General features: G+C 42.5%; 7 protein-coding genes. 2 read left to right on the top strand and 5 right to left on the bottom strand.

Annotated features, from left to right (window positions below; translation table 11 throughout):
* Positions 1-887: 887 nt before the first annotated feature.
* From G563_RS39280 to G563_RS0132030, 3 genes are all read right to left on the bottom strand, one after another.
* On the bottom strand, positions 888-2,915 hold the full coding sequence (locus G563_RS39280) for a serine hydrolase (protein ID WP_169579830.1): 2,028 nt from the start codon (positions 2,913-2,915) through the stop codon (positions 888-890).
* A gap of 33 nt (positions 2,916-2,948) precedes the next feature.
* Positions 2,949-3,632 carry a potassium channel family protein gene (locus G563_RS0132035; protein ID WP_028668936.1) on the bottom strand — a complete coding sequence of 228 codons (684 nt, stop codon included), beginning with the start codon at positions 3,630-3,632 and terminating at the stop codon, positions 2,949-2,951.
* A gap of 126 nt (positions 3,633-3,758) precedes the next feature.
* The gene (locus tag G563_RS0132030; RefSeq protein ID WP_084651027.1) at positions 3,759-5,642 is read right to left on the bottom strand and encodes a TrkH family potassium uptake protein; all 1,884 of its coding nucleotides are present in this window, start codon (positions 5,640-5,642) and stop codon (positions 3,759-3,761) included.
* 164 nt (positions 5,643-5,806) lie between these two features.
* On the opposite strand from G563_RS0132030, the gene G563_RS0132025 reads away from it, so the two are divergent.
* On the top strand, positions 5,807-8,869 hold the full coding sequence (locus tag G563_RS0132025; RefSeq protein ID WP_037328768.1) for a serine hydrolase domain-containing protein: 3,063 nt from the start codon (positions 5,807-5,809) through the stop codon (positions 8,867-8,869).
* A gap of 226 nt (positions 8,870-9,095) precedes the next feature.
* On the opposite strand, the gene G563_RS0132020 is transcribed toward G563_RS0132025, so the two are convergent.
* A complete protein-coding gene (locus tag G563_RS0132020) occupies positions 9,096-10,262 on the bottom strand; it encodes an aminotransferase class V-fold PLP-dependent enzyme (protein ID WP_028668933.1) in 1,167 nt (388 codons plus the stop codon).
* Positions 10,263-10,429: 167 nt separating this feature from the next.
* On the opposite strand from G563_RS0132020, the gene G563_RS0132015 reads away from it, so the two are divergent.
* Positions 10,430-10,969 carry a DUF8685 domain-containing protein gene (locus tag G563_RS0132015; RefSeq protein ID WP_028668932.1) on the top strand — a complete coding sequence of 180 codons (540 nt, stop codon included), beginning with the start codon at positions 10,430-10,432 and terminating at the stop codon, positions 10,967-10,969.
* Between the two features lie 188 nt (positions 10,970-11,157).
* Here G563_RS0132015 and xerD read toward each other — a convergent pair whose 3' ends face one another.
* Complete coding sequence (gene xerD / locus G563_RS0132010; protein ID WP_028668931.1) at positions 11,158-12,054, bottom strand: site-specific tyrosine recombinase XerD; 897 nt, start codon at positions 12,052-12,054, stop codon at positions 11,158-11,160.
* Between the last annotated feature and the right edge of the window lie 259 nt (positions 12,055-12,313).

The following is a 12,313-nucleotide window of genomic DNA, read 5'->3' as shown; positions in this document are numbered from 1 at the left end:
CTGATACTGCGATGGATTAATTTTAACATTTGTAAAGCGTGTGAAGGTATTGGCAGCATCTTTGTACACACTCTGTTGAGCCAGATGAAGCATATCCTCTTGAACAAGAGCAGAATAGCCGAACCGGGTGTCTTTCATGGAATAAATAGAATCATGCAAAACATCAATCTCCCCGCTGCGTGTCAGTATCTTTTTTTTTTTCGACGATCATTACACGCACCGGTTTGGCTCTGTAGCAGGGCTTGACCAACCTTCTGCTTGATCATTTCAACCCTTACTTCTAAATCGTACAATGTGTGGCCCAAGGGCATTGATTCAAGTTTATCGTACTCAGAATCTATTAGTTTATGTAACTCTTCTCGTGTCATAATTAAAAGAATGTAAATCACAAAGTTAAACGACAATTTGCAATGCACCCCCATCACTTTTACTTATGTGGCACACCTAAGATTCATCAAAAATTATCTACATATTGAATTTTATTCAAATTTCTTAATTTCGAAATTTAAAAATCTAAGAAACACACTTTATCAAAGACTCTATAGGTTGCTAAACTATCCTCTCTCTATCTTCTAAAGATATCCAATCATTGGGTTGTTAAAAAAACGTTAAACTGTATAAATCCTTCGTTGAATTAGGCGACAAATAGATCCCTAACATCCTCAGATACTTTAGACGGGCAGGTTATAAAAAAGACACAAAAAAAATTAGCAGAAACACTAACACTAATACAAATAAGTACAAATATCTACAAAAAAGAATATTAAAGTTAATATAGGTATATTTCCAAGTATTTAATCAACTTTGAAAATTGGATTTCTATATAAAATTAATCTCAGCAGCACACAGGGTACTACTGAGATCAAGGGGTTTTCAAATTCTCGCTTTTACTGCCCTACAAAAGCCAATTTATTGTTTTGGGGATTGATCGCCAACCGCGTGATTTGTTTGATTCCTAGGCTACTCCAATCGGCTACTTCCTGCCACTCAGCATTATACTTAGGATTCCACTTGTAGAGTTTTGCGCCCTGTGCCATCCATAGCGTCCCGTCGCTTGACCATGCACAATCTTCACTGCCCGAAGGGGTTGTGATGAGTTTTTTAGTCTGTAAAGTTCTCATATCCAATGCCTCCACTTGCCACTCATTAGCCGAAACTTTATGTACAAAACTCACTGCCTCTTGAGCAGGAATCTTTAGTAACGAACGACCTACGTTGGTCGTAATCACCTGGCCTTGTCCTGTGGATACTCGTGCTACTTGAAGGGTATTAGGGTTGCCTAGCACAAACAAAACCAATGAATCGGTACCATACCAACAGTGATAACCCACGGGCTTGATGTCTTTCAAGAGTAGCTCAGGATTGCCTCCTGTCGCCAAATCAAACTTCCAAAGCCGCTGTGTTTGGTCGGCTTCCACTCTTATGGTAGAAATGTGTTTCTTATCAGGCGTCACCGTCGCCGAATACTCACTTTCTTGGGTTTTGGTCAGCGCAGTATTTGTTTTTTTTGACAAGTCATACGCCCAAATATCCGTTTGCCCATTGGCCTGCTGTGTATAGAGTATTTTTTTGCCATCAGTCGTAAAAGAAGGTTGATTATCATAACCCGCCCGTTTTGTCACATTCAGAGGTTTGCCGAGGGTTGCTTTATCGCCTGCTATTTTTAGGTCAGTAAGATAAATTTCAGTATCGGGTACAGAAGGGGTAAAAGCCTCTAATACCCTTTTGACAATGCCATCAAGGGCATTATTTTCAATCCACCGTAGCACCATCACCAGCTCATGCTCTGGGTCTACATACACAATATTGGTTCCATTGCCCACGTGATAGTACACATTGGCAGGCGCGCTCGGCAGAGGCTTACGGTCAGTATTCAGAAACCAATTCATGTAGCCGTAAGTAGGTTGTGCTGCTGTAGGGGTAGTGGCTTGTTTTACCCATTGTTCCGACAAGAGTTGTTTTCCGTTCCAGTTGCCCCGGTGCAGCGTCAACAATCCAAAACGAGCCATGTCAAACGCATTGATAAACATACCACCTCCCCAATGCCCGCCGCCACTGACCGATTGAACAGGCTGTCCGTCGAGTACAATCCACGCATTTCGATAGCCTGTCCAACGCCACGTATTAGAGGCACCGATAGGCTCCATGATATACTCTTTCAATACTTGCGGCAAAGACTTACGCCATACACTCGTAGCGGCCAAAGCCAAAGCATTGACTCGCACGTCATTATATTCATACACCGTACCGGGAGCATTGCGCGGGCGAGAGAGCCACGTAGCGGCATCCTTATCGGGGCGGTCGGCCCAATCAGGCTTGCCCCAGAGTGTTCCTTCCCAATCCGAAGTTTGACGCAGCATATCATCCCAGGTAATACGGCGATTGTGCGGCGTATCAAACAGTCGGAGCATTTCGGGTTTACCCCATTCTTCGGCAGGACGCATCACAGGCTGCCCATACAGCTCAATCGGTGGTACATAAGGCGCTACAGTATCTTTGACACTCCTAATCAGACCTTTGTCTAAGGCCACCCCTACTACACTTGACAAAAAGCTCTTGGTGACACTATTGGTAATATCACAACGCGAAGGCTCGCCCCATTGAGCGATAATGTATCCTTTATAAACAATCAAGCCTGTTTGGTCACCACGGTCGGCAAAAGGCCCAATAGCATACCCATAAGGCTCTTTCCCAAAACTCTGATAATGAGAATATTCAAGATTTCGGGGATTCTTGGATTCGGCGGCTTGCGCAAAAGCAATCGCTTCTTGGATTTTGGTGGAATTAAGCCCCAAGGCAGCGGGTGTTTTGGCCATCCAATCATGGGCTGACGGGAAATAGGAAGTAGCTTTATTTTGAGCGCCTCCCAAAGCAGATATTCCCACCATACACATCGAGAATAGAAGTCTACGCATAAAGATTAGTAGTTTGAAGATGAAGCAAAGTATTTATTTATCAATGATTTTTTTGATTTCTTTCACATTTCCAATAATCAACAATCTATCTCCTGGCTTCAATTCTCTGGAAGGTGCTACATCTACATCCAATTTTTTGACGTTTCGGCTATACCCCCATAAACTCTTTTCAGACTGAATATTGAGATAACCTACTACTTTTAAATCTTTTACGTCGGTTAGGCCCGTTTCGTCCAGTCTTTGATAATAAAACTTAGGCGGAATACTCAGCTCCATCATTGCCGATTGTTCGCATATTTCATAAGAATTTTCCACAAAAGGCAACGTCAAACGTTTGGCTACGCGCTCGGCGGCTTCTTGTTCTGGAAAAAGCAACTCATCTACTCCCAACGCTTCAATCACCGTACGATGCACTTCATTGAAAGCCCTCCCAATGAGCTTTTTTACGTTTTGCTGTTTGAGCAATGCCGTAATCAAGACCGAAGCCGCAAAATCTTCTCCAATAGCTACTATTACTACGTCCATTTCTTTGAGCGGCAAGCTGTGTAGATTGTTGGCATCCGTACAATCCATACACACCGTATGAGTAATACGATTTTTGAGCGATTCCACTTTGTTGAGACTTATGTCAGCTCCAATGACCTCATGCCCTAAAGAGGTGAGATTGATGCTAAGGGTGGCACCAAAATTGCCGAGTCCTACCACAAAAAATTTCATAAAAAGCTTTTTTAATTAAATAATTAGGTAATTGAAAAACTCAACAATTACACTCCACTCACCATCTGTCACCATATCCCTCAATCGGCACATTTTCAAATTATTACATTCCTCAATTAGCACTTCCTAATTGATAAAAATATTTTCGTTGGGGTATTGATAATTCATTGTTTTTACGCGCTTTACAAATGCGACCAACAATGTGAACGTCCCTACCCTTCCAATAAACATAAGAACAATCAAAACCACCTTGGTCCCATCTGTAAAAGTGGGGGTCAGGTTTAGGCTTAAACCCACCGTACAAAATGCCGAAAAACATTCGAACGCTATTCCAATAAGAGATTGATTAGGTTCTAAAATCGTAATAATTAAGATAGCGGGTCCAATCATAAGCAGTGATAAAGTAATGACCGTAAAAGCCCTTCGCACTGATTCGGAAGGAATCCGGCGACCAGCAAACTCTACCCGGTCTTTCCCCTTTGCCAAACTTACGATATTGAGCATTGCTACCGCAAAAGTCGTGGTTTTGATTCCACCACCCGTTGACCCTGGTGAAGCGCCAATCCACATCAACAACAAGAAAATCAGCACAGTAGCAGGCTGTAGCAAACCCATATCGAAGGTATTAAATCCCGCCGTACGAGGCGTAACAGAAGCAAAAAAAGAAGTGGATATTTTGCCCCACCAAGTGGGATGGTGTGCTAAGATACCTTTTTGTTCAATCATCAAAATCGCCACCATACCCACCAAAAGTAAACAGCCTGTAGTCAGCAATACCATCAACGAATTGATACTTACAATACGAGGCAGATGCTGAATAGGTAGCTGGAACCTAACCCAAAAATAAAGCTGCTTTGTATAATGCCTGAGATACGCATAAAAATCAGTAATGATAAAAAAACCAATACCTCCCAGAATGATCAACAACGCCACTATCCATTGAAAGCCATAATTTTGATTGATTTCATGGTTGAACAGCCCATTGGGAGTAATCGAAAAACCGGCATTACAAAAGGATGATACACTATGAAAAATCGCAAACCTCATCTGCTGACCCGATGTCTGAAAAAGGCTGTCGTTGAGGGTTAAATAAATCAAAACCGCTCCTATCAGTTCCAACCCAAAAGTAATCATGATAATTTGGGACAAGGTTTTGAAGACATCGCCTATCCGCTCGGAAGTTGCAAAATCTTTGAGAAACAGTTGATTTTCTATCGAAAAACTACCCTGATACAGATAGCCGAAGAAACTCGTAAACGAAAGCATTCCTAACCCTCCCAACTGCATCAATACCAATAAAACAAGTTTGCCCAAACGCGTAAACTCCACGGCCATATCGACCGTGGCAAGGCCCGTCACACATACCGCACTCACCGACATAAACAAAGCATCCACAAAGCTTATGCCATGGACGGTAGCCCGAGGCAACATCAAAAGTCCCGCGCCTACCAATGCCAATAAAGCAAAACTTAACACAAAACTTAAAGCAGGATTGAAGCGCTTTGAGTACAGCAAGAGGATTTTGCGCGAAACATCAAACAGCAACAATAATCCGCAAATGGCCAAACTTCCATAATAACTCAGTGAATGAAAATCGGGCTGGTATTTGAGCTTACTGTATTTGTACGAACAAAAAAACATTAACCCCACCACTATCACCCATCGGATGGTGTTTTGCCGCTGACTAGGGGAAGGAAAAAGCAACGAACGAAAAGCAAAAGCAACGGTAAAACTTACCAAAAACAGTAAGTAAATAGCAGAAAAATAAAAGTAACTGACCGTATGAGGAAAACCCAAGTCATACACAATCACAAAAAAAACAAACCCTCCTACATAAAAGGATAAGTCCTCAAAAAAATCATGTAAACGATTGATTAGACGATTTTTATAATTAACGTATTTATAATATCTCCGCTTTAGGCCCATTGTACTTGGCTCATTTGTATTCCGTAAAGATAAAAGTCCCCTTGTTAATACATACCTATCGAGGCTGTTTTTTTCGGGGTTCATATTTATGAAATCTACCTAAATCCTTGCCTTCGATTTATTTATAAGCCCAACTTTATAAGCGTTCAAAACCCTCATGAAGTTTTAATAATCCATATATTTGCACACAGTATCAACCGTCGCTTACGCATCAAATTTCAAATTCCTTTTTGCAATACATCATCAACATGAACAGATTTTTCGGGAGTCTCCTCTTAATAATTGTCTCCTTATCCCAAACTTTTGCCCAACAAGTTACTCCGCCTTTTCTACAAAATTCCAATCAGCGTTGGGTAGATTCGGTCTTCAATAGCCTCACACCCGACGAACGTATCGCCCAGCTCATCATGGTGGCCGCTCATGGCTATCCTACCAATCCCAAACGAGTGATTATTGATACTACTTTCACCAACCCTCGCGTGGTGGCTCAGTACATCAAAGACTACAAAGTAGGCGGGGTGATTTTCTTTCAAGGTGGCCCGGTGCAGCAAGCCCAGCTCACCAATTATTATCAATCTATTTCGAAAGTACCGCTTTTGGTAGCCATGGATTCGGAATGGGGCTTGGCTATGAGGCTTGATAGCACAGTGCGCTTTCCTTATCAGATGACTTTGGGAGCTATTCAAGGCAACGACGAGCTGATTTATCAAATGGGCCGCTCTATCGCTGCTCACAAAAAACGCCTAGGCGTTCATATCAACTTTGCCCCTTCGGTCGATGTTAACAACAACGCCAACAATCCCGTCATCAATTTTCGTTCGTTTGGCGAAAATCCCCAAAAAGTGTTTGAAAAATCGTATGCGTACATGAAAGGAATGCAAGATGGCGGCATCTTAAGTTCCATAAAACATTTTCCAGGACATGGCGATACAGGTGTAGATTCCCATTATGACTTGCCGGTCATACCCCACAATCGTGCTCGTTTGGACTCGGTGGAGTTGTATCCTTTCCGTAAGCTCATCGAAAAGGGAGCCGATGGTATCATGATGGCGCACTTGGCTATTCCTTCACTTGATACCGCCAAAAATGTCCCTTCTACGCTATCCAAACCTATTGTAACAGGCGTTTTGAAAGACCAATTACATTTCAACGGGATTATTTATTCGGATGCCATGAACATGAAAGGTCTTACCAAATATTTCCCAAATGGCCTTGGCGATGCCAAAGGCTTAGAAGCCGGGATGGATATTTTAGAGTTTAGTCCCAACGTCCCTGCGGCTATTGCCCAAATCAAAAAATCAGTTGCTGAAGGCCGCATAAGCCAAGCCGAAATAGACGCCCGCGTCAAAAAAGTACTCGCCGCTAAAGCATGGGTAGGACTGGACCATTATCAGCCTGTTGACACTCGAAACTTAACCACCGACCTCAACGATAAGCAAGCCGAGCTTATCAATCGCCGTCTCACCGAAAACGCGCTTACCGTTCTCAAAAACGACAACAACATTATACCCATCCAAAACTTAGACAAAATCACGATTGCCTCTATTTCTTTAACCGACGCACCCGCGATTACTACTACTACCAAAGACGGGGTAGTGGCGCTTGGCACGCGCAATGAAACCCTCAGTACGGGGGATATTACTACTTTTCAAAAAACACTTTCGCTCTATACAAACGTGGAGCATTATGTGGTTCATCCCCTTACCCCCGATAGTATTCAAGACCGCATCCGTACCGCCCTCAAAAGCTACGATATTGTGTTGGTAGGTGCTCACCTCAACAATATCCGTCCAGGAGCTAATTACGGTGTTTCGCCTAATACGGCCGCTTGGGTTAAGGAATTAGCAAATAATCAGAATGCGGTTATCACTGTTTTTGGGAATGCCTATTCGCTCAACAAACTAGACGGCATCGCCAATGCCAAGGGCCTTGTGATGGCATATCAGCTTACCCCTTTTACTGAAGACCTATCGGCACAACTATTGTTTGGGGCGATTGGGGCCAAGGGCAAATTGCCCGTGAGTGTCAACGCACAATTTAAATATGATTCAGGGATTGAAACTCCCGCCATCGGTCGCCTCAAATACACCATTCCCGAAGAGGTAGGCCTTAATAGCCAATGGCTTTCTTTTAAAATAGATTCTTTGGCCTACAATGCCATTGCTCAAAAAGCGACGCCTAGTATCGTAGTACAACTCGCCAAAGACGGGAAAGTATTTTATCGAAAAGCCTACGGCACCCACGTATATCCGATGCCCATCCCGGGTGTATCAGTCGCTCCCCGCCCTACCCAACTTACTGATTTGTATGATTTAGCTTCGGTCACCAAAATCGCTGGTTCTACTTTGGCCTTAGGAAGACTCCACGGCGAAGGCAAGTTTAATCTCGACGCTACCATGAAGGATTACTTACCTGACTTCAAAAAATCTAACAAAGCAGACTTGGTATGGCGGCAAGTACTCACTCATCAAGCTGGCTTGCGGGCATTCATTCCTTTTTGGCGCGATTGTCTCAAACCTGATGGCTCTTGGAAAAAACGTACTTTTCGTTGGGGCAAGGAGTCAAAGGGAGCTTATACAATACAAATAACCGACAGCCTTTGGTTACATAAAAAATACTCCAAAAAAATGTACGAGTCCATCAAAGACTCTCCGCTCAACCCCAAAAAAGAGTACGTTTATTCGGATTTGTCGTTTATCTTATACCCCCTAGTAGTTGAGAATCTGACGGGCGAAAACTTTGAAACATTTCTCAAAAGCCACGTTTATCGCAAAATCGGAGCTAACTCTCTCACATTCAATCCGCTTCGTTCGCATTCATTGACTACAATTTTACCTACCGAACGTGACACTTTTTTCCGTCGTACCCTCGTTCATGGCCGCGTACACGACGAAGCAGCTGGAATGCTCAATGGTCTTAGCGGCCACGCGGGTTTGTTTGGCAATGCCAACGACCTCATGAAAGTAACCCAGTTGTTTCTTCAAAAAGGCCAATATGGTGGCGAACAATTTGTAGCCGAAAAAACCATGAATGAATTTACGAGTTATCAGTTTCCTGAGTCGCGCCGTGGCATTGGATTTGATAAACCTTGTCGCCAATATTGCGGAAATGCCCCACGCAGTGCGAGTCCGTTGAGCTATGGTCATACTGGTTTTACGGGAATTATGATTTGGAACGACCCCGCTTACAACCTCAATTATGTGTTTCTTTCAAATCGGGTTTATCCTACCCGCGACAACAACGGTATTTCTACCCTCAACCTTCGCACCTCTATTCTACAAGTAGTCTATGACGGATTGGGAATAAAATAATATTTATTGCCCCCCGTAGGGGCAGGCCTTGCGTCTGCCCCTTACGTCTGACCCCATTTTGCATATTGGATAGTATTGGGTAGGTGCAAGACCTACCCCTACAAAAACAACATCCCGTAGGGGCAGGCCTTGCGTCTGCCCCTTATGTCTGCCCCCCTTACGTCTGACCCTTGCATATAACCCCATTTCAGTATATAAATACCCAGAGGTGTAAACTCTACGATTATCACAATATCTCAAGCAAGGTATCGACCAAGGCCTGCATATCTTCGGGCGTATTATATAAGTGTGGAGACACTCTAATCCCCTGTCCCCGTGCTGCCACGATTACTTTTCGTTGCTGCAAAGCACGTTGTATCTGAAGGGTATCTGTCGTATGAGGTAATCTTACTCCTACCAAGTGATGCGCTCTTAGAGTATCTGGCTCAAACCTAACGCCTTTTTCAGAAAGTTGCCTAATGGGATTTTCCCACAAGTCTTTACAATGGGCTTGTATGGTTTCACAACCCCATTCTAATTTCTCCTTAAGTGCTACTTCGAGCATAGGCATCTGAATAAAATGAGAATGCTCTCCCACATTATACCGATACGCTTTGGAACGATAACCTGGTTGATATTCCGTCAGTTTATAAAAAAGGTGACTATCTTGCCGTGCCATCCAACTTTCTTCAAGCGGTATACCATCATCAAAAAATGTCCCAAAGTAGGCCAGTCCCATTCCATAAGGACCCATGAGCCATTTGTAAGCCGCACTTACCAGCATGTCGGGTTGAATCCTCTCTACATCAAAATCCAATGCACCTACGGATTGAGTACCATCTACCACCAACAATGCACCCTTTTCTTTGGCTCGTTGTGAAATTTTCTCCAAATCAAATCGAATCCCATACTGCCAATGCACATGAGGTACCACTACCAAGGCGGTGTTTTCATTGATAGCTTCCAGAAAACGAGCATTCCACTCTTCACCAATGACATCCCCCTGAGGCATTGGTACGGTCTTCGTCTCTAGCGATAACTCTTGACACACACGCTCCCATGCGTACACATCGCTCGGAAATTCGTCCTCCATCAACAACACATGCTGTCCTACTTTAAGGCCAGGCTTCCGGTGGAGATTACGTGCTACTATGGCCATGGCATAAGACACCGACGGTACAATCGCTATGCGTTCTTTATCAGCCTTTACCAATGTTCCAAACAACTCGCGTACCCGCCAAGCCCCCTCAAAAAAATCTTCTGGCTTGATTGTATGAATAAACGGTGTAAACTGCTCAATTGAAGTTATACCTGCTTCTACCACGGCCTTTGAAAATGGGCCTCGTGTTGCGCAGTTAATGAAATGTACGCCTTCTGGAAGGTCAAAATGTGAAAAAAAGTTTTTTATTTTCATGTTTTATTAGGAGTAAAAAGCTAGTTCCTTAAACAAAATATCCAAAAAAGAAATACCTGAAAACCAGTATATTTAAAAAAAATATGAAAAAAAAATTTAGAAAAAAATAAGTTTGGCACACCTCTTGCTCAATGTCAAACATAATCCATTAAATAATTGCAAAAAGTATGAATAGTATTCTAGGAATCGGTTCAAGAGTTAGACATGCCACTTTTGGTGACGGGGTGGTTATCAATCTAAAATCTACCGGTTACACTGTCACTTTCATCGAACACGGCACCAAAATTATCAAATTCGATACTGATTTTGATGTCATTGAAGCCGTAGAATTAGACAATGACCTAGTAAGTTTATTCGACGTAGAACATACCCTCACCAAAGTCCTTCAAAAATGGTTGGATGTCACGGAGGTAGTTCCTTTGGGCGATAAATGGAAAGGCGGAAAGCTAATTCTGAAACCTGGACGTTACGATTTGGCGGCCAAAGAGATACCAATCGATACGTTTTTTCACAAAATAGTTATGACACGCGACCGCTTACGGGTTTTGGAGCAGCGTATCAATGCAAGTAATCTCAACGACGAAGAAAAAATTAATATACAGCAATACATCACGAAGGTGTATGGTTCTTTGACTTCTTTCAATTTATTGTTCAAAAACAATGAACATTATTTTATAGGAGAAAAATCAACCACTGAAGCTGTCTAATATAACATTCATAAGTAGCTAAGCCAGCCATTAACTGACCTTAGCACTTAAAAATCTTGAATCACAGTACTTCTAGTGTGATTTGAATAAGGGGTAAAGTAAAGCAGAGTTCGCGGAGGGCACTTCCCCTCCGCGACTTTTTTTTGGGGTAGCTTCAAAAACACCCATGACGCTGCATTTCTTAAATACTAAGTAGCCCTTGGGTGATATTTGGTCACTACCTCTCTCAAATACTCTCGGTCGAGGTGGGTATATATTTCAGTAGTCGTAATCGACTCATGTCCCAGCATCTCTTGCACTGCTCTCAAATCGGCTCCTCCTTCTATTAAATGGGTAGCAAAAGAGTGCCGAAAAGTATGGGGACTTACGTTTTTTTGAAGCCCCGTTTTTTCTACTAAATCTTTGATGATTAAAAACACCATCACGCGCGTAAGCTGCTTGCCACGCCGATTTAGAAACACAATATCCTCATGTTCTTTATGAACTTCTATTCTACTTCTGACATGCTCTACGTACAGCAGCGTATGCTTGATGGCATCTTGGCCTATGGGAACCAATCGCGTTTTACTTCCTTTGCCAATCACTCTGATAAAACCTGCATCGAAATAGCAGTTTGTAATCTGCAAATCGACCAATTCTGACACCCTCAATCCTGAGCTATAAAGTACTTCGAGCATAGCGCGGTTGCGCGCCCCTTCGGCCGTAGAAAGGTCATTGGCTTCTAACAAACTGACGATTTCGGGATAAGTAAGTACATCTGGCAAATGCCGCGACAAATGAGGAGATTCGATGAGCTGAGTAGGATCTACCGAGATGATATTTTCTAATAATAAATATTTAAAAAAAGCCTTGATACCCGACAAAATCCGTGCTTGCGAGTAAGCTGCTAGCCCCAAAGCATGGAGATAGCCCAAAAAACCTAGTATGTCAAACTCAACGACCTCAGGTATCTCTTTTCCTCCAAGTAGCTCTAAGTATTCTGCTAATTTGGAAGCATCTCTTACATACGCCTCCACCGAATTGTCGGCTAGTCCTCTTTCCAATAATAGATAATCCTTGAAATGTTTTAGGTAGATTTCCCACATATTTTGACACACTTAAAACACACGAGTTTTGAGGAGTTTTAGTATACTTAATGAATAAAAGTGTAAAAACAAAAAGCTGCCCGAGAGTTCGAACAGCTTTCCGACGTTATCCACACCATTTCTATAAATTCAACTCTTTAGAGAGATAATTGAATTCAATAGCAATATTAATAAAATTTTATTTTAATGTAGATTAAAATCTGATTAAAACGCAAAAAAAATCTTTTATGAAACTATCCTAAATAGTTTATAGTCTTAC

It is taken from the genome of Runella zeae DSM 19591 (assembly GCF_000423565.1).
GTDB classification, from domain to species: domain Bacteria; phylum Bacteroidota; class Bacteroidia; order Cytophagales; family Spirosomataceae; genus Runella; species Runella zeae.
This window is presented reverse-complemented; position numbering and strand designations above follow the sequence as displayed.

What these genes read in the sequence shown, in the direction of transcription:
- G563_RS39280 (WP_169579830.1), bottom strand. Translation starts at nt 2,915, where the DNA reads ATGCGTAGACTTCTATTCTCGATGTGTATGGTGGGAATATCTGCTTTG.
- G563_RS0132035 (WP_028668936.1), bottom strand. Translation starts at nt 3,632, where the DNA reads ATGAAATTTTTTGTGGTAGGACTCGGCAATTTTGGTGCCACCCTTAGC.
- G563_RS0132030 (WP_084651027.1), bottom strand. Translation starts at nt 5,642, where the DNA reads ATGAACCCCGAAAAAAACAGCCTCGATAGGTATGTATTAACAAGGGGA.
- G563_RS0132025 (WP_037328768.1), top strand. Translation starts at nt 5,807, where the DNA reads ATGAACAGATTTTTCGGGAGTCTCCTCTTAATAATTGTCTCCTTATCC.
- G563_RS0132020 (WP_028668933.1), bottom strand. Translation starts at nt 10,262, where the DNA reads ATGAAAATAAAAAACTTTTTTTCACATTTTGACCTTCCAGAAGGCGTA.
- G563_RS0132015 (WP_028668932.1), top strand. Translation starts at nt 10,430, where the DNA reads ATGAATAGTATTCTAGGAATCGGTTCAAGAGTTAGACATGCCACTTTT.
- xerD (WP_028668931.1), bottom strand. Translation starts at nt 12,054, where the DNA reads ATGTGGGAAATCTACCTAAAACATTTCAAGGATTATCTATTATTGGAA.